The sequence below is a fragment of the Streptomyces sp. NPDC048523 genome, assembly GCF_043199815.1.
Classification (GTDB): Bacteria; Actinomycetota; Actinomycetes; order Streptomycetales; family Streptomycetaceae; genus Streptomyces.
This window is the reverse complement of sequence record NZ_JBICWQ010000008.1, coordinates 77,947-101,055: the sequence shown is the minus strand read 5'-3', so window position 1 is coordinate 101,055 and position 23,109 is coordinate 77,947. Positions and strand designations below refer to the sequence as shown.

At 71.0% G+C, this 23,109-nt stretch carries 19 protein-coding genes and 1 pseudogene; 8 read left to right on the top strand and 12 right to left on the bottom strand.

Going from position 1 to position 23,109, the window contains the following annotated elements; genetic code table 11:
• Positions 1-25: 25 nt before the first annotated feature.
• Positions 26-2,608: a YfhO family protein gene (locus tag ACGFWE_RS34465; RefSeq protein ID WP_393604002.1), complete on the bottom strand. Its 2,583-nt coding sequence runs from the start codon at positions 2,606-2,608 to the stop codon at positions 26-28.
• Between the two features lie 183 nt (positions 2,609-2,791).
• On the opposite strand from ACGFWE_RS34465, the gene ACGFWE_RS34460 reads away from it, so the two are divergent.
• A complete protein-coding gene (locus ACGFWE_RS34460; RefSeq protein WP_352390060.1) occupies positions 2,792-3,229 on the top strand; it encodes a carboxymuconolactone decarboxylase family protein in 438 nt (145 codons plus the stop codon).
• Here ACGFWE_RS34460 and ACGFWE_RS34455 read toward each other — a convergent pair.
• The gene (locus tag ACGFWE_RS34455; RefSeq protein ID WP_393604000.1) at positions 3,216-5,693 is read right to left on the bottom strand and encodes an alpha-L-arabinofuranosidase C-terminal domain-containing protein; all 2,478 of its coding nucleotides are present in this window, start codon (positions 5,691-5,693) and stop codon (positions 3,216-3,218) included. The genes ACGFWE_RS34460 and ACGFWE_RS34455 overlap by 14 nt on opposite strands.
• A 148-nt stretch (positions 5,694-5,841) precedes the next feature.
• On the opposite strand from ACGFWE_RS34455, the gene ACGFWE_RS34450 reads away from it, so the two are divergent.
• Both ACGFWE_RS34450 and ACGFWE_RS34445 read left to right on the top strand, forming a co-directional pair.
• The gene (locus ACGFWE_RS34450; protein ID WP_393603999.1) at positions 5,842-6,369 is read left to right on the top strand and encodes a DUF6314 family protein; all 528 of its coding nucleotides are present in this window, start codon (positions 5,842-5,844) and stop codon (positions 6,367-6,369) included.
• Between the two features lie 129 nt (positions 6,370-6,498).
• A pseudogene (locus ACGFWE_RS34445) lies at positions 6,499-6,967 on the top strand (hypothetical protein).
• On the opposite strand, the gene ACGFWE_RS34440 reads toward ACGFWE_RS34445, so the two are convergent.
• The 3 genes from ACGFWE_RS34440 to ACGFWE_RS34430 all read right to left on the bottom strand — a co-directional run bounded on the left by ACGFWE_RS34440 (position 6,951) and on the right by ACGFWE_RS34430 (position 9,930).
• The gene (locus tag ACGFWE_RS34440) at positions 6,951-8,375 is read right to left on the bottom strand and encodes a non-reducing end alpha-L-arabinofuranosidase family hydrolase (protein WP_393603997.1); all 1,425 of its coding nucleotides are present in this window, start codon (positions 8,373-8,375) and stop codon (positions 6,951-6,953) included. The pseudogene ACGFWE_RS34445 and the gene ACGFWE_RS34440 sit on opposite strands and share 17 nt — an antisense overlap.
• 447 nt (positions 8,376-8,822) lie before the next feature.
• Positions 8,823-9,416 (bottom strand): histidine phosphatase family protein, encoded by a 594-nt coding sequence (locus tag ACGFWE_RS34435; RefSeq protein WP_352390063.1) that lies wholly within the window; start codon positions 9,414-9,416, stop codon positions 8,823-8,825.
• 73 nt (positions 9,417-9,489) lie between these two features.
• Positions 9,490-9,930, bottom strand: a complete 441-nt coding sequence (locus ACGFWE_RS34430) for a GNAT family N-acetyltransferase (RefSeq protein WP_393603995.1) — start codon at positions 9,928-9,930, stop codon at positions 9,490-9,492.
• Positions 9,931-10,015: 85 nt separating this feature from the next.
• On the opposite strand from ACGFWE_RS34430, the gene ACGFWE_RS34425 reads away from it, so the two are divergent.
• Positions 10,016-10,642 carry a DUF6461 domain-containing protein gene (locus ACGFWE_RS34425; protein ID WP_393603993.1) on the top strand — a complete coding sequence of 209 codons (627 nt, stop codon included), beginning with the start codon at positions 10,016-10,018 and terminating at the stop codon, positions 10,640-10,642.
• Here the strand turns inward: ACGFWE_RS34425 and ACGFWE_RS34420 are convergent.
• A complete protein-coding gene (locus ACGFWE_RS34420; protein ID WP_352390066.1) occupies positions 10,639-12,072 on the bottom strand; it encodes a PLP-dependent aminotransferase family protein in 1,434 nt (477 codons plus the stop codon). The two genes, ACGFWE_RS34425 and ACGFWE_RS34420, sit on opposite strands and share 4 nt — an antisense overlap.
• On the opposite strand from ACGFWE_RS34420, the gene ACGFWE_RS34415 reads away from it, so the two are divergent.
• Complete coding sequence (locus tag ACGFWE_RS34415) at positions 12,071-12,982, top strand: DMT family transporter (protein ID WP_352390067.1); 912 nt, start codon at positions 12,071-12,073, stop codon at positions 12,980-12,982. The genes ACGFWE_RS34420 and ACGFWE_RS34415 overlap by 2 nt on opposite strands.
• Positions 12,983-13,076: 94 nt before the next feature.
• Positions 13,077-13,277 carry a DUF1918 domain-containing protein gene (locus ACGFWE_RS34410; protein WP_393603991.1) on the top strand — a complete coding sequence of 67 codons (201 nt, stop codon included), beginning with the start codon at positions 13,077-13,079 and terminating at the stop codon, positions 13,275-13,277.
• On the opposite strand, the gene ACGFWE_RS34405 is transcribed toward ACGFWE_RS34410, so the two are convergent.
• Positions 13,246-14,508 carry a glycoside hydrolase family 10 protein gene (locus ACGFWE_RS34405; RefSeq protein WP_393603989.1) on the bottom strand — a complete coding sequence of 421 codons (1,263 nt, stop codon included), beginning with the start codon at positions 14,506-14,508 and terminating at the stop codon, positions 13,246-13,248. The two genes, ACGFWE_RS34410 and ACGFWE_RS34405, sit on opposite strands and share 32 nt — an antisense overlap.
• A gap of 180 nt (positions 14,509-14,688) precedes the next feature.
• On the opposite strand from ACGFWE_RS34405, the gene ACGFWE_RS34400 reads away from it, so the two are divergent.
• On the top strand, positions 14,689-15,564 hold the full coding sequence (locus ACGFWE_RS34400; protein ID WP_393603987.1) for a 3-hydroxybutyryl-CoA dehydrogenase: 876 nt from the start codon (positions 14,689-14,691) through the stop codon (positions 15,562-15,564).
• 210 nt (positions 15,565-15,774) lie between these two features.
• Positions 15,775-16,032, top strand: a complete 258-nt coding sequence (locus ACGFWE_RS34395; RefSeq protein ID WP_352390071.1) for a hypothetical protein — start codon at positions 15,775-15,777, stop codon at positions 16,030-16,032.
• A 23-nt stretch (positions 16,033-16,055) separates the two neighbouring features.
• Here ACGFWE_RS34395 and ACGFWE_RS34390 read toward each other — a convergent pair whose 3' ends face one another.
• The 5 genes from ACGFWE_RS34390 to pheS form a co-directional block, all read right to left on the bottom strand.
• Entirely contained in the window at positions 16,056-16,601 is a 546-nt protein-coding gene (locus ACGFWE_RS34390) for an NUDIX hydrolase (RefSeq protein ID WP_352390072.1), read from the bottom strand.
• Positions 16,602-16,676: 75 nt separating this feature from the next.
• The gene (locus ACGFWE_RS34385; RefSeq protein ID WP_352390073.1) at positions 16,677-18,017 is read right to left on the bottom strand and encodes a transcriptional regulator; all 1,341 of its coding nucleotides are present in this window, start codon (positions 18,015-18,017) and stop codon (positions 16,677-16,679) included.
• 47 nt (positions 18,018-18,064) lie between these two features.
• The gene (locus ACGFWE_RS34380; RefSeq protein ID WP_393603984.1) at positions 18,065-19,210 is read right to left on the bottom strand and encodes a PP2C family protein-serine/threonine phosphatase; all 1,146 of its coding nucleotides are present in this window, start codon (positions 19,208-19,210) and stop codon (positions 18,065-18,067) included.
• Positions 19,211-19,356: 146 nt separating this feature from the next.
• The gene (pheT, locus tag ACGFWE_RS34375; protein WP_393603982.1) at positions 19,357-21,855 is read right to left on the bottom strand and encodes a phenylalanine--tRNA ligase subunit beta; all 2,499 of its coding nucleotides are present in this window, start codon (positions 21,853-21,855) and stop codon (positions 19,357-19,359) included.
• A complete protein-coding gene (gene pheS / locus ACGFWE_RS34370; protein WP_352390076.1) occupies positions 21,855-22,976 on the bottom strand; it encodes a phenylalanine--tRNA ligase subunit alpha in 1,122 nt (373 codons plus the stop codon). Before pheS ends, pheT begins: the two co-directional genes overlap by 1 nt.
• Between the last annotated feature and the right edge of the window lie 133 nt (positions 22,977-23,109).

Genomic DNA, 23,109 nt, shown 5'->3' with positions numbered 1-23,109 from the left:
CACGTTTATGCAACCGAATGCATACTCACGCCCCTCTCCTGCGCACGGCTCCGAACACACCGAACCCGACGAGAACCGCGAGCGAACCGCCCCCGACCGCCGTGCCCAGTCGCAGCCCGGGTGGATGGAAAACGCAGGTGACGCGGGTCGAGGTGCCGTCGAGGGGGACGGCGACCAGGCCGTGGTACTCCTTCGCGGGTACGGCCGCCGCGTCACCGGCGGCGCAGCGCCAGCCGGCGATCCGGGGCGCGGCCACCACGGCGACGCCCTTGCTGGCCGCCGGGAGCTCGGCCCGGAGCGTGCCGCCGGAGCCGGAGACGGTCACCTTCGTGGCACCGGAGGCCTTGAGCTGCCGTACGACGGAGTGCAGGCGGCCGGTGTCCAGGCAGCCGACCGCCTGGTCCGGCACGACACCCAGCCGGCTCGGGGACAGCTCGATCGTGAGGCGCCCGGAGTCCGGGACCGTGCCGAGCCGCTGCATGGCGGCGATCTTGGTGAGGGGCCGCCAGTCGGCCCGGAACCGTCCCGTCAGGCCGTGGGCGGAGGGGCCGGTGAGCCGTGCGGTGCCCGCGAAGTGCGGCGCCCAGAGGTAGACCTCGCTGCCCGCCCGGCACCGGGCGGTGAGCGTCGCCTTTCCCCCCACCCGCACGCCCTGGCGCCGGTCGGTACTGCGGTCCGGTCGCTTTCCGGCGCTGTTGAGCACGGTGATGTGCGGCAGGGTGTAGACGCGGGCACCCAGCAGCAGTTCCTGGTTGCGGTACGGCGACGGCCCGAAGGCACCGGTCGCGGCGGACGGCCGTACCGTCACCAGGGGCGGGACGTCCTCGCGGGTCACGGTCTGCCCGCTGCCGTCCTGCGGGAACCAGTTCTGGTGCGGGTCCGGCGGGGAGTGCACCCGGGCGCCCACCGAGAAGATGACGTCCGTGACCGCGTTGTCCAGGCTCTGGAGGCTGCGGCCGCCCGAGGTCCAGCCGCCGCCGAGGGCGGTGAGCGTGCTGCTGAGCACGGCCGAGGTGTGGCTGCTGTAGTACTGGGCGCCCTGCCCGCCGACCTCCAGCGGGTCGTTGCCGACGGTGTGTTCCCGGCCCGGGTCGGTGCGGTAGCGGGGCCAGCCGTCGGCCTGGGCGATGGCGTTCGCCTGGTCCCGCTGCCGGTCGCCCCAGGGGGCGTAGTCGTCCATGTGCCCGAACCGCATCCGGGTGGCCACGGCGGAGGTGGCGGTGGCCTCACCGAGCTGGGTCCCGACGAGCAGGACGGCGGCGAGCGCTGCCGGCGCCATGCGCAGTACGGGTCGCTCACGGCCGAGCAGGACCAGCCCGAGCACCGCGCCCACCGCCGCGCTCACGAACACCGGCCAGGCGAAGGAACGGACCAGTTGGCTGCCGCTCGCGACGACCGCGATCAGCGCGAGCAGCCCGGCCGCCGCTGCCAGGGCCCGCCGGTCGAGGGGGCCGTAGGAGAGGGTGTGCCAGGCGGCGATCACCAGCAGGGCGCACACCACGAAGGTCTGGCGGTACGAACTGCCCTGCGGGGCGGCGAAGGCGTGCCAGAGCAGATGGGTCGGGCCCCACTGCATCGACAGGGTCACGACGAGCACCAGAAGCGTCCACCCGGCCCGCACCCGGCGGGGAGCCGCCCGGTGGAAGGGCAGGGCCAGAGCCAACAGCAGGGCCGTGGTGCCGACGAAGAGCGCCGGGGAGCCGAAGCTGTACGTCGTCGGCAGCAGCCGGGCCAGCAGGTCCTGCGTGCCCACCGGAGCGAACCGGGTGAACCGGCCCTCGGAGGCGTGCGCGCTGCCGAAGTACACGACCGTCACCAGGGGCGCGGCCAGGCCCATGCCAAGGGCGAAGGTCAGGGCGGCCCGGCCCGCCGCGGTGAGCCTGCGGCGGCGGGGCAGGTCGGCCAGCCACAACCGGAGCAGGAACACCAGAGCGGCGGCGAGCGTGGCCATGTAGGCCGTGTAGAAGTTGGCGATCCACGCGGCCGTCACCACCAGCACCCCGAGAAGCGGGCGCCGGCCGCTCAGGACCCACTCGCCGACCAGGCACAGCAGGGGCAGGGCGATCAGCCCGTCGAGCCACATGAGGTTGTACGAGGCGCTCGCCACCGTCCAGCCGCACAGGGCGTAGGACGCGCCCAGCAGGCCCGCCGCCCACCAGCGCCCGGACCGCAGCCTCAGCAGCAGCCGGGCCATGGCGGCACCGGCGCACGCGATCTTCAGCACGGTGATCACGTACACCGCGAGGTCGATCTCGTCCCGCGGGAACACCGCCACGAGCAGCGCGAACGGGCTGGTGAGATAGGTGCCGAGGTCGGGCAGGAAGCCGGCGCCGAATCCCGACTGCCAGTTGACGAGGAGGCCGCCGGTGCCCCGCCCGTGCAGCAGGTCCCACAGGTGCGCGTGGAACGGCACGTACTGGTTGCCCAGGTCGTTGACGTTCCGGGTGCGCGCCCCGAAGGGGTAACTGCGGGCGACGGCGTCGGCCGCGCAGAGCACGACAACGGTGATGGCCGCCGCCAGCAGGGCGGCCTGCCCCGGTCCGGGCTGCGGCCGCTCCCCCGTGAGGTCGTTCGCTGTCTTCGGTTCGGGCGGGACGGTCGGTCGCACACCCTGTTGACTGGTCAATTCAGGCCCCCGTCCGGGGTGTTCACCCCGTGCGTTGTCACTGCGCCGATTTAGACCATGGGTGCATACGGTTGGTTGTCCGACCGCCGATGGCGGTGAAGTGAACTCCGTACGACCCGGCGGCCAACGGCGGCCGAGGGGGACGTACGGGTGGAGGGAGCCGGCATGAGCGAGAGCACCACCCGCGAGGAGCGTTTCGCGCGCGGTCTGGAGATGCTGGGGAGTGTCAACCCCGAGGTAGGGCAGCTGGTCGTCGACTCGCTCGCCGACATCAGCCCGGAGATGAGCCACCAGATCATCGCGTGGGGGTTCGGCGAGATCTACTCACGGCCACAACTGGCTCCACGGGACCGCCAGTTGGTCACGCTGGGCATGCTCACCGCGCTCGGCGGCTGTGAGACCCAGCTGGAGGTGCACATCAACACGGCCCTCAACGTGGGCCTCACCCCGGAGCAGATCGTCGAGGCACTGCTGCAGTCGGCCGGCTACTGCGGGTTCCCCAGGGCCCTCAACGCCACGGCCGTGGCGAAGAAGGTGTTCGGCGAGCGGGGGCTGCTGCCCGTCGGACAGCAGCCCGCCGACCCGTCGGCTACCTCTGCCTGATCCTCAGGAAGGTGACCGAGTTCGCCGGGAAGGTGTACGAGAACTTCCCGGCGACCCCGTCGAAGGTGGACGTCACCGGGGCGACCGCGGTCGACGTCTCACTGTTCACGGCGTCGGGGCCGGCCGCCAGGGTGGTGACCCGGGCCTTGGAGGCGACCTTGGCCCGGCCCAGGTCGATCGCCGTACGGGCGGCCGCGTCCTGGGCGTTGACGACCTTGACGATCAGGTCACCGGTCTTCTGGTCCTTGGTGACGACCTGGCGGAACGGCTCGGCCGGCTTGTCGTCGGTGAAGCCGCCCCACTCCTGCCCGTCGAGATAGAGGGTCACCTGGCGGCCGCGCACCTTGACGTCGATGTCGTAGGCGCGGCCGGTCTCGACCGATCCGGCCTTGGAGATCAGCGTCGACTTTCCGCCGCCCACGGCCTGTTCGACGGCGCTCTGGGTGTTGTTCCAGCCGCCGATGTTCCACCAGTAGTAGTTGCCGGTGTCCTTCACTCCGAAGGCGACGAGGAAGCCCTCCTTGCCTGCCTTCTTGGTGGCCTTCACCTTCAGGTCGTAGTCGTGCCAGGACGGGTCACCGGCCGAGACCATGGTGTTCTCGGCGTTCACGTCCGTCTGCACGTACTGCCCGTCCTGGACGCTCCAGCTGCCGCCGCCGGTGTGGGTCCACTGCGCGGCACCGCCGCTGAAGTCGTCCGTGAGCAGGGTGTTCCCGTCGGCGCCGGTGACCTTCACGTCGTCGTACGCCGCCGTCGTCGCCCACGTGGAAAGGCCCACGGCGCCGGTGATCGGGGCGAGCAGCGAGGGCGTGCCGGTGGCCGTGGAGGGCACCACGCGGTCGCCGACGTTGTTCATGAACAGCTTCTGGACCTCGTAGTTGGCGGAGTTCCAGGAGGCGTGGTTGTTGAACCAGATCAGGTCCGGGCGCCACTGGACGTAGTCCTCATTGGCGAACAGCGGGGCGTAGGAGGCGAGTTTGACGACATCGGCGTTGCGTTCCAGGCCGGTCATGAACGCGGCCTCGGTGAGGCCGTTCTTGAAGGTGTTGCCCTGGGAGGCGTACTCGCCGAGGAAGACCTTCGGGCCGTTGCGGTCGTAGGAGTCGTAGCGGTCGTTGTTCTGCAGGAACCACTCCGGACTGTTGTAGTAGTGCTCGTCGACCATGTCGACCTTGGCGTCCTTGTTGAGCTGCCAGGCTGTGTCGAAGGTCGAACCCGAGTCGTCCGGGCCGGAGTTGGAGATCACCTGGATGTCCGGGTACTTCGCCTGGATGGCGGCGCGGAACTCCTTGAACCGGGCGAAGAACTCCTCCGGCAGGTTCTCCTCGTTGCCGACCTCGATGTGGGTGAGGTGGAAGGGCTTGGCGTGGCCCATCCTCGCCCGCACCTTCCCCCACGTGGAGCGCGCCGGGCCGTTGGCGAACTCGATGAGGTCGAGGGTGTCCTGGATGTGCCGCTTGAGCAGTGCCTCGTCGACGACGGCCTTGTTCTGGCCGCAGCCGGTCACCAGGGCGGGGACGACGGGCAGCGGCATGGCGCCGATGTCCTCGGAGAGGCGGAAGTACTCGTAGTAGCCGAGGCCGTAACTCTGGTTGTAGCCCCAGAAGTTGGCGTTGGTGGCGCGCTGCTCGACCGGGCCGACGGTGTCCTTCCACTGGTACGAGCGCTTGCGCTGGTAGCCGGAGGTCTCGCTGTAGTCCTCCATCGAGCCCGTGTTGACCAGGCAGCCGCCCGGGAAGCGCACGAAGCCCGGGTGCAGGGCGGCGACCTTCTCGGCGAGGTCCTTGCGCAGCCCGTTGGGTTCACCGCGGTAGGTGTCGCGCGGGAAGAGGGAGACCATGTCGAGGGCGGCCGCGGCGGCGGAGGCCACGGTGAGGCGGCCGTTGCTGCTGGTCCTCGTCGCGGTGAAGGCGGCTTTGTACTGGGCCCAGCCGCTCTTCGTCACGGCCACCTTGCGGGCGGTGGCGAGCGTGCCGTCGGCGTCCTGCAAGGAGACCGTGAGAGTCGTACCGGCGTCCGCGCGGGCCCACACCGAGAAGTCGTACCTCTTGCCCTCGTCCACGTGGATGCCGGTGTTGTATCCGGCGTTCGTGACGGACGAGCCGGCGGCCAGGGAGAGGTAAGTGCGGTTGCGCTCGTTGAGGCGCCCGCCGTCGTTCAGCGCCTGGGCGGTGCCCTGCACCGTCCACGAGGTCAGCGGGGTGTACGAGGAGTTGTCGGCGGTGGAGTACTCGAAGGACCGGTTCTGCACGAGCTCGGCGTACAGACCGCCGTCGGCGGCCCGGTTGATGTCCTCGAAGAAGACGCCGTACATCGTGTCGTCGATCTTCGCGCCCTTGGCGGCCGGGTCGACGGTGATCGCGTAGTCGGTGACGTCCTCGGCATGGGCGGGGGCGGGGACCAGACCGGCGGCCACCAGGAAGGCGGTGGCGCTGAGACCGAGTCTCCAGCGGGTGCGTGACATGGATGCTCCGCGGCTCTCTGTCGAAGGTGACGTTCGAAATATCAAACGATGATCAGCACTTCGAACGGCAAGATAGGGAGAGTGATCCTGAGCGTCAACAGGTCGCGCGGCTTCGAAAGTGTCGGAAGGGATCGGAGGGGCGGGGCGGATGGGCGGGTTCTGGCCAGTGACGGATGTGCTGGGATTCCTGGCCGGGAGCTGGCGGACCGAGCGAACCGTGCGGGATCTGGCGAGCGGGGGCGAGGGGCGGTTCTCCGGTACAACCGTTTTCGGCCGACTGGAGGGCGGCGGGCTGCTGTCCGAGGAGTCGGGCGTCTTCGTCTGGCAGGGCGTCCCACGCCCCGCGGAACGGACCCTCCGCTTCCTTCCGGGCGAGGCACCGGGCACGGCACACGTCCAGTTCTCCGACGGGCGCCCCTTCCACGACCTCGACCTGACGTCCGGCCACCATGTCGCCGACCACCCCTGCGCGGCGGACCTCTACCGCGGCGAGTTCACCGTCCTGGACGCGGACCACTGGCGCACGGTGTGGCGGGTCGGCGGCCCGGCGAAGGACCTGGTCCTGACGACCGACTACACACGCGAGGCGACGGAGGCGGACGACGCAGCCGAGCCGACCGGCGACGCCCGGCGCCCGGCGCCCGGCGCCCGGCGCCCGGAGACAGGGAACGGCTGACAGCCGCCGGCCCGAGACGGCCGACGACCCGCCGCGTGTGAGACCGCGGGCAGCCACCCGCACGAAACCGTCGGCGAGTCCCCCTGGGGCGTGTCTCTTTGACGGGTCCGATCAGTGATCACCGATGCGATGTGGAACCGGATCGAGCCGCTGACGCCGGCCGATCCGACAGTGGACGAGGGTGGGCCAACCACCGCCGGACCCCGCCCGCAAACGCCTGATCAGGTGGGCAATAAAGGGCACTTGGGAACGGGTCCTCGCGGCGGTCCTGGCAGCGGCGGACGCCGAGCCAGGAAAAGGGGGCGCCCGGCCGGTCCGAGCCCGAGAACCACGCACTCGGACGCTCCCGCGGTGGCTTGAACACGAAGGTCCACCTGGCCGGTGACAGCCGGGCACGACCTCCGTCCCTCCACGTCACCGCGGGCCGCGGAGCGGACTCGGCAGGCCAAGAACCCGCCCTGCGGTCGCGCTTGCCCGACTCAAGCAGTGGCGCGGCCTCGCAATGCGGACGGACAAGCTCGCCATCGCATACCAGGCCGCACTCCACCTTGCCGCCATCTTCATCTGGACCTCAAGGCAGCTCAGCGCTGCAGGGTGAGCAGGGCCGGCCGGTACGGCAGGGCCGGGTAGGGGGTGTTCGCCGGGAAGTCCTTGAGGCCCTGGTAGAGGAACTGCAGGTTGCAGGGATCGATGGTCATGGTCTGGTCGGGGTTGTTGCGGATCAGGTCACCGTGGCTGACGCCCCGGGCCCAGGTGGAACCGCTGTTGACCTGGCCCGCGAAGGGGCTGCTCTCGCTGCCGGCCTGGACGGTCCACGGACCGTTCAGGCTGGAGGCGGTGAACGAGCGGAAGTAGCGGTTCGTACCCTTCGCCTCAACGATCATGAGGTACTGGTCCCGGCCCTGGACCTTGTAGACCTCCGGCGCCTCGAACAGGTTGTCCTCGGTGTCGCTCATGACCGTCGTGTACGAGGAGCCGAAGCTGCTGGGGAAGTTCGCGAGCGGCATGCTCGCCCGGTAGATCTTGCCGTTGTCACCGGCGAAGAACAGGTACATGTTCTGGTTGTCGGCGATCATGGTCGCGTCGAGCGGGGCGTCGTGCTTCTCGGGATCGGGGTTCGGGGGGAGGCTGCCGGTGAACAGCGGCTGCGGGTCGGACCAGCCGTTGGGGTTGGTGGGGTCGCTGGACGTGCTGTAGACGAACGACGGCCACTGGTACACCAGCACCCAGATGTTCTTGGTCGAGAGGTAGAACAGTTCGGGCGCCACCGCGTCCCGGTTCGTCTTGTTCTGGGTGGCCGCCCCCATGTCCGACCAGTTCGTGAAGGGACTGAACCCCGTCGAGTGCCACTTGTCTCCGTCGGAGGTGGTCGCGTAGACCAGGTGCTTGCCGTTGTACGTGGTGGTGGCGAAGTCCTTCAGCGCGACCTGCCCGTTCGCCGGCTCCGCCAGCGGACCCGTCGAGGTCCACCGGTACGTCGACGGAAGAGCACACGCGTTGCTCGCCCCTGACAGGCCGGTCCACTTCTGGTTGGCGCCGCCGGTGCACGACCAGAGCCGCACCTCCGTGCCGTTGGCCTTGCCCCAGCCCGAGGCCTCCAGGCACAGCCCGGACCGCACGCCGACGATCGTGCCGTCGGGGTTCACCCGCCACTGCTGGTTCTCAGTGCCGGTGCACGTCCAGATCTGCACCGGGGTCCCGGCCGTGGTGCCGCCGTTCCGGGCATCCAGGCACTTGTTGCCGTACACGGTCAGCTGGGCGCTGTCCGTCAACGTCCACTGCTGGTTGATTCCACCGTGGCAGTCCCAGATCTGCACGTTCGCGCCGTCGGTCTGACTGAAGCCCGACACATCGAGACACTTGCCGGAATCAACACCGCGCACGGCGCTGGTGGTGGCCGCCTGAGCCGGGCCGGCGACGAGCAGCGCCGCCAACGCGGCCAGGGCCGCGACCACGGCGGCGAACACCGCGGAGGGGCGTCTGCGGCTGAAAGTACGTCTACGCATAAGGACCTCGTCATCCTTGAGCAAGCGCCTCCGGTGGGCCCGTCGGGGCTGCCCGGCGGCGTGGTGCGGCCTTGAGTGTTCGACATATCGAATGCTGGTCGAAGTGTCGAGCGAACTGGATAATAGAGTTCCGGTGATCAGCGTCAACACTTCTCGCAATATTCGCGGCCAGAAACGTGCACAGGTTGAAACCAGGCGGCTTCAAGTCCCTTGGTTGTACGGGCCTTTGGCGTGAGGCGACTCGGTGCCAGACCCTCGCTCGCGGCAGGGCCGGTCGTCCGCGGTGCGCGGAGCGTCGAGAACTCGCCGAGCGAGGTGCGAGGGCCTCGACGGCGACGCCCCGGACCGGGCGGTGGCTGCCCACCTCGCCGACCGGCACCACGCCACCGACCAGCACCACGAGGGGATCGTCGGCGTCCGCACCCGCAGGGCAGGTAGAGACAGGCTCTACGCCCGCACAGGCTGCGTCGGGACCCCCTCGAAACGTAGGTTCCAGCGGCCTGACCTGCCGGTCACGGTGGTCGCCGACAGGGGGCGTACGTCGATGTTCCAGTAGGTCGACGGCGGGGCCTTCAGCGCGTACACCAGCGCGGCCCGGATCACGGCGGGTTCCGCGACGGCGACGATCCGGCCGCCGTCCTCGGCCGGCCTGGTGTCGAGCCACTCCCCCACCCGCGAGATGAAGGTCAGCAGTGACTCGCCGCCGTGCGGGGTCGCCCGCGGGTCGGCGAGCCAGGCGTCCACGGACTCCGGCTCGCGGGCCATCGCCTCGCCGAGGGTCAGCCCGCGCCAGCGCCCCATGTCACAGTCGCGCAGGGCGAGCTGGACCAGAGGGGAGTAGCCGAGGGCGTCCCCGGTGGCGCGGCTGCGGGGCGTCGGCGAGCAGTACCGCAGCTCGGCCGCCGCGAGGGGCAGCAGCTCGCGCGCCACACCCAGCACCTCGTCCCAGCCGGCCTGGTCGAGCGGACGGTCGTCCTCGAACCGCTCGGCAAGCAGCGAGGAACTGCGCGCGGCGGCGACGAACGTGACCCGAAGTTGCATGCGGCGATCGTGAGCCGCGAAAGTGCGCAGGTCAAGAGGTGTTACCGGGGAGTTACCGAGGGTGCCCCGGGGCTCACTGCCCGGGGACCAGCGCCATCCACCGATCGGGCTCGGCGAGCGGCGCGAACCCCAGCTTCTCGTACACCCCGTGGGCGTCGTGGGTGGCGAGCAGAATGCGCCGGAGGCCGTAGGGCCGCAGGTGCTCGCACACGGCCCCGACCAACGCCGTGCCGATCCCCTCGCCCCGCACCGACCGGTCGACGTACACATCACACAGCCAGGCGAACGTGGCCAGATCGGTGATAACTCGCGCATAGGCCACCTGATCCCCTGATTCCACCGCGTACACCCCGAAGTTGAGCGACCCGGCGATCGCCCGGTCCTGCTTCTCCCGGGGCCGCCCCATCGCCCAGTACGCGTCGGTCGACAGCCAGTGGTGCACTCGCCCGGCGTCGATCCGGTCGGGGTCGGTGGAGATCTCGTAGCCCTCGGCGAGGGGCGGGGTGTCGTTCATGCCGGGAGATTCGCAGGCCCCGGCCGTCGCCGTCGAACTCTTTTCCCGAGAGGCGTTGTCAGTGCCGGGTGCGATGCTGCGGAGCATGACGGGGATGACGACCGCCACCGACTACGGGTGGCTGAAGGAGCGATACGCGCTTCTGCTGGAGGCGTACTGCGTCACGCTGGTCCGGGACATCACGCCCGAGGAGCTGCTGGAGCAGCTGGGGGCCGACGGACGGAGCCGGATCATCGGCGTGCTCGGAATGAGCGGACCGTCGCACGAGGCCCGCGCTCCCTCCCGGCGATTCGTCGGGGCGACGGCGATCGGCCACTGGACGCTGATGGTGGAGTTCAACGGCTACCTGGGCATCACCGACCAGGCCATGCTGCCCCTCTCGCGCGACCGCAGAGTGGTATCCCACTTCCTCAACGTCAACGCCGTGGACCGCTTCTGCTGGTACGAGGACGGCGATCTGCGCCTGCATTTCCAGCCCCTCTTCGCCGACGAGCGTTACGGCAGCCACCCCGACGAACTCCTCACCGAGATGCGGGAGTCGGGCTTCGACCTGACCGAGCGCGAGGAGGACGGCGATCACGACGCGTACTACTCGACCCTGACCGGGGCCTCCTTCGCCCTCGCCCACCGCCTCACCGGCATACGCCTGACGCCAGAGCTCTTCGCCACCGCCGAGTTCCTGTGCGGGGTCGCGCCGGTGCCGCGCGGCTAGAGCACCTCGTCACAGGCCGTACGGAGCCGTCGTACCCCTTCCGCGATCTCCCCCGCTCCCGCCACCGCCGCGAAGCTCAACCGGACGTGACCGGCGGGGGGTTCGGCGCTGAAGTACGGGCGGCCAGGGGTGATCGCGACGCCCGCGCGGAGGGCCGCGGCGGTCAGGGCGGTCTCGTCCGTACCGTCCGGGAGGCGGAGCCAGAGGTGGTAGCCGCCCGACGGGATGTGCGGGAGGGCGAGTTCGGGGAGGTCGAGGCGGAGGGCGGTGGTCATGGTGTCCCGGCGCATCTTCAACTCCGCCGAGATCGTGCGCAGATGGCGGGGCCAGGCCGGCGATCCGACGAGTTCCAGAGCCGCCTCCTGGAGGGGGCGGGGGACGAAGAAGGTGTCGACGATCTGGATCGCGCGCAGGCGCTCCAGCACCGGGCCGCGTGCGGCGAGCGCGCTCACCCGGAAGCTCGGCGAGGTCGCCTTGGTCAGCGAGCTCACATGGACGACGACTCCGTCGGGGTCCTCGGCGGCGAGCGGACGCGGCAAGGGGCCCGCGTCCTCGTGCACGAGCCGTCGTACGAAGTCGTCCTCGACGACGAACGCACCGGCCTCGCGGGCGATCCGCAGCACCTCGCCCCGGCGGTCGGGGGCCAGCACCGCCCCGGTCGGGTTCTGGAACAACGGCTGGCACACGAACACCCGGGCGCCGGTCGCCCGGAACGCGTCGGCGAGCAGGCCCGGCTTCACCCCGTCCGGGTCCACCGGGACGGGGACGGGGCGAAGGCCCGCCGAGCGCGCGATCGCCAGCATGCCGGGGTAGGTGGGCGACTCGACGAGTACGGGCGCGCCGGGCGGGGCCAGTGCGCGCAGCGCGGTCGTGAGCGCCGACTGTCCACCCGCGGCGATCAGCACCTCCGCGGCCGTGACCGCCCCGCCGATGTGCCGCGCGAACCACTCGCGCAGCTCCGGCAGCCCCTCCGTCGGCGGCCGCCCCCAGGCCCCCGGGCGGCGGCCCGCACGGGCCAGGGCCGCGGACATCGCGCGCTCCGGCTGGAGAGTGGGGTGCAGATAGCCGCCGTTGAACTCGACCACCCCGGGCGGCGGGGCCGCCAGCGAGACCAGGACACCGGACGCGTCCACCGAGCGCGGTACGAGGTCGGCGGCGCCGTCGGCGCTCAGCGCGACCTCCTGCCAGGAGGTGTCCCCGGCCGCGGTGGCGGTGGTGCGCGGCTGCGCGCGGAAGGCGCCGGCGCCGGGGCGGGTGACCACCAGGCCCTCGGCGGCGAGCTGGGCGAGGGCCCGGGAGACGGTCACCGGGCTGACCCGGAACCGGTCGACGAGAGCTCGGCTCGACGGGAGCTTTCCACCTGGAGAGTAGCGGTTCAGCTCCCGCCGCAGCTGTTCCGCCAGTTCGGTGACGCTGCTACGCTCGTGCATGAGAGTACAGAGTAGCGCTATTGCATCGACCGTGATAGCGGTTCGCGCCCCCGCCAGGACCTTCGGCACCCTCCAGGCCGCTCTCGGGGTCGCCGCGTTCTCCCTCACCTTCCCCGCGACGGCGTGGGGTCTGGAGGGCTTCGGGCCGTGGTCCCTCGTCGCCGTGCGCAGCGTCCTCGCGGCACTCGTCGGCGCCGGCTGTCTGCTGGCCCTGCGCGTGCGGATGCCGAGCCGTCGTGACTGGCCCGGGCTCGCGGTCGTCGCCGCCGGGGTCGTCGTCGGCTTCCCGCTGCTGACCACGCTCGCTCTGCAGACGTCCACCACCGCGCACGCGGCGGTCGTGGTGGGTCTGCTCCCCCTGACGACTGCGCTGTTCTCCGCCCTGCGCATGGGCACCCGTCCCTCACGCACCTTCTGGACGGCCGCGCTGGCGGGCGCCGCCGCCGTGGTCGCCTTCACCGTGCAGCAGAGCGGCGGTGCCCTGACCGCCGCCGACCTGTATCTCTTCGCCGCGCTGCTGGTGTGCGCGGCCGGCTACACCGAGGGCGGCCGGCTGGCCCGGGTCATGCCCGGCTGGCAGGTCATCGCCTGGGCGCTGGTGCTGTGCCTGCCGATCGGCGTGCCGGCGGCGGCTCTCGCGCTGTCGTACGAGCCCGTGCACCTCACCGCGCACAGCGTCGCCGGGCTGCTGTGGGTGGCGGCGGGCTCGCAGTTCCTCGGCCTGGTCGTCTGGTACCGGGGCATGGCGGCGATCGGGATCCCCAGGGCCAGCCAGTTGCAGTTGGCCCAGCCCCTGCTCACACTGGTGTGGTCGGTGCTGCTGCTCGGCGAGCACCTGACGGTGGCCGCCCCGCTGACGGCCGCGGCGGTGCTCGTGTGCATCGCCGTCACCCAGCGGGCGCGGGGCTGACGGCGCGCACGCGCCGGTCCAACCGGGCCCCCGAGCCGTAAAATCGGGCCACGGACCGCTGCTCCCGCACTTGGTGATGAGGAGGCTCCAGACGATGCGTGCAACCGTGGGCGACCAGCTTGTCCAGCACGGCAGGGTGGTCGGACAGCAGGACAAGGTCGGCGAGATCGTCGAGGTGATGGGCCGGGAGGGCAATCCCCCGTACCGCGTCCGCTTCGAGGACGGGCACGAGGGCGTGTGCTCACCCGGGCCCGACACCGAGATCAGGCACCGGTTCCAGCAGATGGGCCGGTGACCCGGCGCGGGGGCGCCGCCGGCCCCTGGTAGTGGTCGGCGACCACCCGCGCCATCGCCCCGATACGGTCGGCGGTGACCTCCTTGGCGGCGAAGAAGACATGCCCGCGCACCTGTGGGTACTGGCGCGCGAGCGTGAGGTGCCGGGACAGCTCCGCGGGGTCCTGCCAGGCCGCGGGCTGCGCCGGATCCCCCGCCTTGTAGAGCGCCTCACCGAGGTACAGCCTGGTTCTGCTGCCGCGCGCCTGCTGCGCCCACCAGGGCACGAGTGCGGCGTAGTCGGCCGCCGCGAAGCCGATGTTCCAGTAGAGCTGCGGCACGAGGTAGTCGATCCAGCCCTCCCGCACCCACTTGCGGGTGTCCGCGAAGTTGTCGTCGTACGACTGCACACCCGCGCGCGTGTCCGAGCCGAGCGGGTCGGTGGCCGCGTTGCGCCACACCCCGAAGGGGCTGATGCCGAACTGTGCGGTGGGCCGGATCCGCTTGATACGGGCCGCGGTCTCCAGGACCAGCTTGTCGATGTTGTCCCGCCGCCAGTCGGCCCTGTTGGAGAAGGCGCCGCCGTACGCGTCGTAGGCCGCGTCGTCGTCGAAGGTCTGGCCGGCCACCGGGTACGGGTAGAAGTAGTCGTCGAAGTGGACCGCGGCCACCGGGTACTTGCGCACCGCGTCGAGGATCGCGTCCTGGACGAAGGCACGGACCTCCGGCAGCCCCGGGTTGTAGTAGAGCTTCCCGCCGTACGGCACCACCCAGTCGGGGTGGACGCGCGCGGGGTGCGAGGCGACCAGCCGCGTCGGGTCGGCGTGGTTGGCGATGCGGTACGGGTTGAACCAGGCGTGCAGTTGCAGGCCCCGCCGGTGCGCCTCGGCGACGGCGGTGCCGAGCGGGTCCCAGCCGGGGTTCACGCCCTGCGTCCCCGTGAGGTACTGCGACCAGGGCTCGTACGGTGAGGGCCACAGGGCGTCGGCGGTGGGCCGTACCTGGAACATCACCGCGTTCAACCGGTCCGCCGCCGCCCGGTCGAGGTGGGCGATCAGCTCCGCGCGCTGCTGGGCGGCACTCAGCCCCGGCCTCGACGGCCAGTCCCGGTTGGACACGGTGGCGAGCCACACTCCCCGCATCCCGGTCGCCGCCCGTCGCCTCGGGCGGCCCGGCGCGGCGGCCGCTCCCGAGGCCGTCGTCAGGGTGGACAGCGCGGCCAGCGCGAAGGCCCGGCGTGACAGACGTCCCATGTGCACACTCCCCCAACACCATGGATCCGCTCGGTCACGGATCGTTTCCGCGCCCAGAATGCCCGAACGATGGCGGACCCAGACGATCGATCATCGATACTTGGGAGTAACGTGCTCGAACGGAGCAGGATCCGGCCACGGCCGGCCTGCCCCCAGGTGAAGATCAGCGAAAGGGACGAAGTGACGGACTTCCCGGCCGGAGACATCGCGCGCGTAGGAGTGGTGGGCTGCGGCCAGATGGGGGCGGGCATCGCCGAGGTGTGCGCCCGCGCCGGTCTGGACGTGAGGGTCGCCGAGACCACCGGCGAGGCCCTGGAGATCGGCCGTACCCGGCTGTTCAACTCCCTGACGAAGGCCGCCGAGCGCGGCAAGATCACCGAGGAGGAGCTGGCGGCGACGCAGGCCCGGCTGAGCTTCACCACCGACCTCGGCGAGTTCGCGGACCGCGATCTGGTCATCGAGGCCGTCGTGGAGAACGAGCAGGTGAAGACCGAGATCTTCCAGGTGCTCGACCAGGTGGTGACCCGCCCCGACGCGATCCTGGCCTCCAACACCTCCTCGATCCCGCTGGTGCGCCTCGCGGTCGCCACCTCGCGGCCCGACCAGGTCGTCGGCATCCACTTCTTCAACCCGGCCCCGGTGCAGAAGCTCGTCGAGCTGATCCCGGCGCTCACCACCTCCGAGGGCACCCTGGCCCGCGCGCAGCAGTTCGCCGAGAAGCTGCTCGGCAAGCACGCGATCCGCGCCCAGGACCGCTCCGGCTTCGTGGTCAACGCGCTGCTGATCCCGTATCTCCTGTCCGCAATCCGGATGTTCGAGTCGGGCATCGCCAGCCGCGAGGACATCGACAACGGCATGGAGCTGGGCTGCGCCCACCCGATGGGCCCGCTGAAGCTGTCCGACCTGATCGGCCTGGACACCGTCGCCTCGGTCGCGTACTCGATGTACGAGGAGTACAAGGAACCGCTGTACGCCGCTCCCCCGCTGCTCCAGCGCATGGTCGACGCGGGCCGGCTGGGCCGGAAGTCCGGCTCGGGCTTCTACACCTACGGCTGACCCGCACCCTGTCCGTTCCAGGGTGCTGATGACACAGTGCTACGAACGCGGGCCCGGCACTCCTTCGAGTGCCGGGCCCGCGTCATTCACACACCGTGTGCGCGGCGGGCCCGCATATGCCTGTCGCACACTCTCCCCACGCGCTCACCAGGCGAGTTGACTCTTCATGCGCATGCAAGGGATGTGACGACTACGGAAAGGAGCGGACCTGTGACCGCCGAACCGGAGCATCCCGTGATCCATGGAGAACTCGCAGAGTTACGACGCCGCCTCGATGTCGCGTACGCACGCGTCGAGGGGGGACTGGCTCTGCTCAGTCACCGTACGGAGGAGACGGACAAGGAGATCGACGATCTGAGCGCCCGGATCATCGCCCTGGAGCACGCCCGCTGGCCGCTTCCCGCAGTCGCGGCGATCACCGCCGTGGGCGCGCTCGTCGTGGCGATCTGGCAGGCCCTCGGCCGCTGAGGCTCCGGGACATCGGTGGGGGATCAGGGCAAGCTGTCCTGACCGAGCCTCAGTTGGTGCAACAGGAGTAACGCGGCCGCCATGTTGGCGGCCGGGACCTCCCCGCGGACGACCATGTCGGGAACGAGCTTGAGGGGGACCCATTCCCGGCGGTCGGACTCGAAGTCGTCCACGGGGTGCCCGACGTACTCGCCCTCGTCGGCCCAGTAGATGTGGTGCCGGGCGTCGGTGAGCCCGTTGGAGGGCTCCACACTCATGAGGTGCTGGAGCGGCCCCGGCCGCCAGCCGGTCTCTTCCTCGAGTTCCCTGGCGGCCGCGACGGCGATGTCCTCGCCGTCCTCGACCACCCCCGCGGCGAGCTCCCAGCCCCAGCTGTCGGTGATGAAGCGGTGGCGCCACAGCAGCAGGACCTCGTTGGCCTCGTTCACCACCGTGGCGACGGCGACCGGCCGCAGCCGTATCAGGAAGTGGTCGAGATGCCGGCCGTCCGGCAGCTCGACATCGGCGAGATTGACGCGGAACCAGCGGTTTTCATACACAGTTCGTTCGTTCTGTTTCGTCCACTGCACGGTTCTGCCACCTTCCGTCGAGTAAGTGGCAATATCGCAGCAGGGACTGTGGGGTGTCGGCGTCCGTGTGCCGGCCTACAGGGGCACGCGCAGTGCGCCGTCGATCAGTTCGGCTGCCGCGGCCGTGCCCGCGCAGCCGCTGCGGACGAGGTGTTCGCGCACCGCTCTGAGTCTGTCGCGCAGCCGCTGGGACTCCATTCCGCGCGCTTGTTCCGCCATCTGTACGGCCGTGGCCACCGCCTTGTCGGCGTTGCCCTGGCGCAGCTCGATCGTGCTGAGCATGGCGAGCCGGTGCACCCGGCCCCGGTCGTGGGCCGGGTTGTCGACGGCGGCCGCCGCGTGCGCGGCCGCTGCCGCGAGCTCGCCGAGGCTGAGGAGCGCCTCCGCCACCTGGACGTTGACGAGGCCCGGCTGGACATAGCCGGTCTCGTCGGGCTCGTATCCGCGCCGGATGCGTTCGGCGGCCTGCTCGGCCCGCCGGATGCAGGAGAGCGCGGTCGTGCCGTCGCCGAGGTGGGCGTACGCCTTGGCCTGCATCGCGTAGAGGTCGCAGGCAAGCGCCGGGGTGATGTGCTTGCCGGCGGCCCGCAGCGCGGCCTCGGCGAAGGCGACGGCCTGGCGGTACTCCCGCATGAACAGGGCCTGGTTGACCAGCAGCGCGATGACGTACGCGCCGAGTCCGCGGTCGCCGCTGGCCTTGGCGAGCCTGAGGGCCTGGTGGAAGTAGCGCTGGGCGAGACCGTGGGCGTCGGAGTCGTAGGCGCAGATGCCGGCGACGGCGACCAGTCCGCCGGTGGCGCGGTGCAGTTGGCGGCCCGTCTCGTCGGTGTAGCTGCCGCGCAGCAGCGGGGCGGCCTCGGCGTTGAGGAAGCCGACGATCCGGCTCCGGGTCGCCACCCCGCCGGCCTTGCGGTACATCTGCTCGTAGTGGGTGCGTGCCGCGCGGAGCATCTCGATGTCGGCGTGGGTGACCCGGTGCCGGCCGCCGCGCGAGACGTCGACGTCCTCGGGCGGGTTCTCCCACTCCCACACGGGCATGACGGCGGGCGTGCCGGTGACCGCCGGGGCGCCCAGGATGTGCGGGCGTTGCTGTTCGTCGGAGCGCCACAGGGCGGTGGCCCGCTCGACGAAGCCGGACAGGGAGGTGCCGTGCGGGGCGGACGGTTCGCCGGGCACGCCGAGGCCGATGTCGTCGAGGGTGACGGGGCGTCGGAGCCGGCCCGCGAGCACCTCGCAGATCAGGTCGGGCACCTGGCCGCGCGGGCGCTGCCCCTTCAACCACCGTGCCACGGCGGTGTGTTCGTACCTGAGCGCGAGGCCGCGCGCCCTCCCCGCCTGATTCACGTGCGCGGCAAGCCCCGCGTGCGAGATCCCGGCTTCGTCGAGGATCGCGTCGAGCAGAGTGTTGGGCTGCATCCATGCCCCCCGGGTGGCTCGGTGCCGTCAGATTAGTGGGTACGCCTTCACACGGGGTGTGATCGGAGTGCCCGAATCCGCAGCGTGCGCGCACTGTTGCGGAGAGTTTCCAGCCGGTTGACTGAAATGCCTCGCAAGAGGACGGCCGGGCCGCCGGCTCCCCCTCGTACAGTGCGGTGGCCCGGCCGTGGACCTGACCGGGAAGGGTGAGGGTGCTGACGGTCGTTCCGAACTGCCAGTAGGGCGACGTCATCCTTGGGCGTGCCGCCCGTGTGGTCCAGCAACGCCGTGAAGACCCTGCCCACTACCGCCTCGGGTGGGACCTCCACGGCCTCTCGCAGGACGTCGGGCAGGGGGAAGAACCGGCCATGAGCGTCCCTGGCGTCCTCGGCGCCGTCCGTGTGCAGGACCAGGGTCTCGCCCGGGAGCAGACGGTCGCACTGCAGCCCCGACAAGTCGTCGGGCAGCGGGAACGGGCCGAGGGGAGGCATCGGGTCGGCGCAGGACAGCGGCTCGACCCCTGAGCCACCGAGCCGGTACGGCCACGGATGACCGCAGTTCAGGCTGCGCAGCCGGCCGTCCGCACCGATCTCCAGCAGCAGTACGGTGACGAAGTCCTCGGCGGCCGTGCCGTCCCGTTCGGCGCGCTCGCGCTCGCGCAGGTGCCGGGCGAGCGCACGGTCGAGTCTGCGCAGCACTCCCCCGAGTTCGGGCTCGTCATGGACGGCCTCGCGGAAGCTGCCGAGGACGGCGGCGGCCGTACCGATGGCGGCGAGGCCGTGACCGCGGACATCCCCCATGACGACCCGGACGCCGTGTTCCGTGGCGACCGCCTCGTACAGGTCGCCGCCGATGGTGGCGCCCCGGTCGGCGGACATCTGGGCGGCGGCCACGGTGAGCCCGTCGATGCGCGGGGGCAAGGACCGCAGGAGCACGCGCTGGGCGGCGCTCGCGACCTGGCGGGCCTGCCGGAGCTCCCGCAGCAGGGCGCGCCGGGCGTGGACGATCAGCCCAGTGCCGACCGCGAAGAACACGGCGGTGGTGACGACCCGGGCGCCCAGGGCGTTCTGCTGGGCGAGCGGGCGGGTCAGCTTGTAGGTGATCGCGACGGCACCCCACATGGTGGGCAGCCCCGTCGAGAGCACACGGCGCAGCGACCCCGCCCGGGGGACCGCAGCCTTGACGCACATCATGCCGATGGCCCCCCAAACAGGCCCTGCACACGCAATCGGACCGACCTCGAGAGGCCGGTCCGATTCTGTCGGCCGTATGGGCCACATGGGCCGGATCGCTGGGGGATCTCACCCTATCGAGTGAGGTGACCGCGGGTCCCGCACGCTCAGCCGCGCAGCACGGCCCCCGTACGCTCACCCGCGAGGGCGATCGCCGCGTCCCGAGCCGCGGACGCCTCGTCCACGGTCAGCGTCCGGTCCGCCGCGCGGAACCGCAGCGCGTAGGCCAGCGACTTCTTGCCGTCGCCCAGCTGCTCCTCGTTCTCGTACACGTCGAACAGCCGGATGGCCTCGAGGAGTTCACCGGCACCCGCACGCAGCGCGGCCTCGACCTCGGAGTGCGGCACGAACCTGTCGACGACCAGGGCGACATCCTGCGTGGCCACCGGGAACGTGGAGATGCCCGGCGCCTGCGGGGTGTCGTCGCCGGCCGCTTCCAGGGCATCCAGGTCGAGCTCCATCGCACAGGTACGGGCGGGCAGCCCGAACGCCTTCACGACCCGCGGGTGCAGCTCACCGGCGTGCCCCACCACGGTGTCCCCGACGACGAACTCGGCGCACCGCCCCGGGTGCCACGGCCCGTACTGACCACCGCGGACGACCAGTTCGACCCCGGCCTCACGCGCGACCAGGCGACCGGCCTCGACCGCGTCGGCCCAGTCGGCCGGGCGGCCCCTGCCCCACCAGCCGGCCTGCTCCCGGGCACCGGCGAGCACCGCGGCCACGTGTCGCGGCTGCTCGGGCAGGGCGGCGTCCAGCTCGGCGATCTCCGCGTCCGTGGGACGCCGGTCCACCGGCAGCACCGCGGCGACCCGCTGCTCCGAGCGCGGCAGGAAGACCAGCCCGGTCTCGAACAGCGCCAGATCGTGCGAACCGCGTCCGTCGTTGCGCCGCAGCGCGCCGAGCAGCCCCGGCAGCAGCGACGTACGCAGCGCGGGCTCCTCGTCGTTCAGCGGATTGGTCAGCCTCACGACACGGCGGGCCGGGTCGTCGGCCTCCAGGCCCAGCTGGTCGAAGACCTGCTCGGAGACGAAGGGGTAGTTCGGCGCCTCGACGTACCCGGCACCGGCCAGCACCCGGCCCGCCCGGCGGTGCAGCCGCTGGCGGTGGGTCAGGCCCCGCCCGGCCGGCGGCCTGGGCAGCGTGGAGGGCAGGTTCTCGTAGCCCTCAAGACGGATGACCTCTTCGGCCAGGTCGTTGATCTCCTGCAGGTCGGGTCGCCAGGACGGCACGGTGACGATCAGCTCGTCCTGCCCGTACACGTCGCAGCCGACTTCCTGAAGACGCCGTACGACCGTCTCGCGGCCGTAGGAGACACCCGCGACCTTGTCGGGGTGGTCCGCGGGGACGCTGATGGTGTGCGGGGCCGACGGGGCGGTGACCTCGGTGACACCGGCCTCGGCGGTGCCGCCCGCGAGCAGCACCAGCAGGTCGACCGTGCGCTGCGCGGCAGCGGCGGCGGCCTGCGGGTCGACACCGCGCTCGAAGCGCCGGGACGCCTCGGAGGACAGCTTGTGGCGGCGGGCCGTGCGCGCGATGGAGACCGCGTTGAAGTGGGCGGCCTCGATCACGACGTCCGTGGTGCCCTGAGCCTCGGAGTGGTCGGCGATCTCGGTGTTGGCGCCGCCCATGACTCCGGCGAGGCCGATCGGACCGCGCTCGTCCGTGATGACCAGGTCCTCGGCGTGCAGCTTCCGCTCGACGCCGTCGAGGGTGACGATCTTCTCGCCCTCCTCGGCCCGGCGCACGCCGATGGTGCCCTGGACCAGCGAGCGGTCGTAGGCGTGCAGCGGCTGGCCGAGCTCCATCATCACGTAGTTGGTGACGTCGACGGCGAGCGAGATCGGGCGCATGCCGACCTTCTGCAGCCGGCGCTGGAGCCAGAGCGGGGAGCGGGCCTCGGGGCTCAGACCGGTGACGGTGCGCGCGGTGAAGCGGTCGCAGCCGAACGGGTCGGAGACCCGGACCGGGTAGCCGAAGGCGTTCGGGCCCGGGACGTCGAGCAGGGCCGGGTCGCGCAGCGGGATGCCGTAGGCGATGGCGGTCTCGCGGGCCACGCCGCGGATGGACAGGCAGTCGCCGCGGTTGGCGGTGACGGCGATGTCCAGGACCTCGTCGACCAGCTCCAGGAGCTCGATGGCGTCCTTGCCGACCTCGGTCTCCGGCGGCAGCACGATGATGCCGTGGCTGCCGTCGTCGCCCATGCCCAGCTCGTCGCCGGAGCAGATCATCCCGTGGGAGGTCTTGCCGTACGTCTTGCGGGCGGAGATCGAGAAGCCGCCGGGCAGCGTCGCCCCGGGCAGAACGACGACGACCTTGTCGCCGACCTGGAAGTTCCGGGCGCCGCAGACGATCTCCTGCGGCTCACCGGTGCCGTTGGCCTGCCCGACGTTCACCGTGCAGAAGCGGATCGGCTTCTTGAAGCCCTCCAGCTCCTCGATGGTCAGCACCTGGCCGACGACCAGGGGGCCCTTGAGGTCGGCGCCGAGGTGCTCGACGGTCTCGACCTCGAGGCCCGCGGAAACGAGCTTGGCCTGGACGTCACGGCCGGTTTCGGTCGCCGGCAGGTCGACGTACTCCCGCAGCCAAGAAAGCGGGACCCGCATCAGATCTCCATCCCGAACGGCCGGGTGAACCGGACGTCACCCTCGACCATGTCTCGCATGTCCTCGACGTTGTGGCGGAACATCAGCATCCGCTCGATGCCGAACCCGAAGGCGAAGCCGCTGTACTTCTGCGGGTCCACGCCACAGGCGGTCAGCACCTTGGGGTTGACCATCCCGCAGCCGCCCAGCTCGATCCAGCCCTCGGAGGAGCAGGTACGGCAGGGGCGGTCGGGGTTGCCGACGGACTCGCCGCGGCAGACGTAGCACACCATGTCCATCTCGGCGGACGGCTCGGTGAAGGGGAAGAAGTTCGGGCGCAGCCGGGTCTTCATGCCCTCGCCGAACAGGGCCTGGACCATGTGGTCCATGGTGCCCTTGAGGTCGGCCATGGTCAGGCCCTCGTCGACGGCCAGCAGCTCGACCTGGCGGAAGACGGGGGTGTGCGTGGCGTCCAGCTCGTCGGTGCGGTAGACGACACCGGGGCAGATCACGTACACCGGCAGCTCACGGCTGAGCAGCGAGCGGATCTGCACGGGCGAGGTGTGGGTGCGCAGCACGACACCGGACTCGGTGCCGCCCTGGGGGCCCTCGACGAAGAAGGTGTCCTGCTCGCCGCGGGCCGGGTGGTCCGGGCCGATGTTGAGCGCGTCGAAGTTGAACCACTCGGCCTCGACCTGCGGGCCCTCGGCGACCTCGTAGCCCATGGCCACGAAGACGTCCTCGATGCGCTCGGAGAGCGTGGTGAGCGGGTGGCGGGCGCCGGCCGGTACGCGGTCGTACGGCAGCGTGACGTCCACCGCCTCCTCGACCAGCACGCGCTGGTCGCGCTCGGCCTCCAGCTCGGCCTGACGGCCGGCGAGGGCCTTGCTCACCGCGCCCCGGGCCTGGCCGACGAGCTTGCCGGCGGCGGCCTTGGCGTGCGGGGGCAGGGCGCCGATCTCGCGGTTGGCGAGGGCCAGCGGGGAGGCGCCGCCGGTGTGGGCGACCTTGGCCTCCTGGAGCGCGTCGAGGGAGTCCGCGGCGGCGAAGGCGGCGAGCGCCTCGTCCCGCATGCGCTCGATCTCTTCCGGTTTCAGGGCCTCGACCTCTACAGGGTCGTACGACTTGTTCGGTGCCGACATCTCTTCCCGTGCTTCCGATTGGCTGGCTGAAGGTCCCCGTCACCGACTCACTCAGCTGTCAGAGGGCCGTCCATGGGACACATGGGTGCCAAAGGCCGAGTCTAACGGGGTGGGGATGTGCGGATGCGCCCGC

Coding starts and splice junctions, on each gene's coding strand:
- ACGFWE_RS34450 (WP_393603999.1), top strand. CDS start 5,842: ATGGGCGGGTTCTGGCCAGTGACGGATGTGCTGGGATTCCTGGCCGGG.
- ACGFWE_RS34385 (WP_352390073.1), bottom strand. CDS start 18,017: ATGCAGCCCAACACTCTGCTCGACGCGATCCTCGACGAAGCCGGGATC.
- ACGFWE_RS34380 (WP_393603984.1), bottom strand. CDS start 19,210: ATGATGTGCGTCAAGGCTGCGGTCCCCCGGGCGGGGTCGCTGCGCCGT.
- ACGFWE_RS34415 (WP_352390067.1), top strand. CDS start 12,071: ATGAGAGTACAGAGTAGCGCTATTGCATCGACCGTGATAGCGGTTCGC.
- ACGFWE_RS34440 (WP_393603997.1), bottom strand. CDS start 8,375: ATGCGTAGACGTACTTTCAGCCGCAGACGCCCCTCCGCGGTGTTCGCC.
- ACGFWE_RS34410 (WP_393603991.1), top strand. CDS start 13,077: ATGCGTGCAACCGTGGGCGACCAGCTTGTCCAGCACGGCAGGGTGGTC.
- ACGFWE_RS34455 (WP_393604000.1), bottom strand. CDS start 5,693: ATGTCACGCACCCGCTGGAGACTCGGTCTCAGCGCCACCGCCTTCCTG.
- ACGFWE_RS34425 (WP_393603993.1), top strand. CDS start 10,016: ATGACGGGGATGACGACCGCCACCGACTACGGGTGGCTGAAGGAGCGA.
- ACGFWE_RS34420 (WP_352390066.1), bottom strand. CDS start 12,072: ATGCACGAGCGTAGCAGCGTCACCGAACTGGCGGAACAGCTGCGGCGG.
- ACGFWE_RS34405 (WP_393603989.1), bottom strand. CDS start 14,508: ATGGGACGTCTGTCACGCCGGGCCTTCGCGCTGGCCGCGCTGTCCACC.
- ACGFWE_RS34435 (WP_352390063.1), bottom strand. CDS start 9,416: ATGCAACTTCGGGTCACGTTCGTCGCCGCCGCGCGCAGTTCCTCGCTG.
- ACGFWE_RS34430 (WP_393603995.1), bottom strand. CDS start 9,930: ATGAACGACACCCCGCCCCTCGCCGAGGGCTACGAGATCTCCACCGAC.
- ACGFWE_RS34460 (WP_352390060.1), top strand. CDS start 2,792: ATGAGCGAGAGCACCACCCGCGAGGAGCGTTTCGCGCGCGGTCTGGAG.
- pheT (WP_393603982.1), bottom strand. CDS start 21,855: ATGCGGGTCCCGCTTTCTTGGCTGCGGGAGTACGTCGACCTGCCGGCG.
- pheS (WP_352390076.1), bottom strand. CDS start 22,976: ATGTCGGCACCGAACAAGTCGTACGACCCTGTAGAGGTCGAGGCCCTG.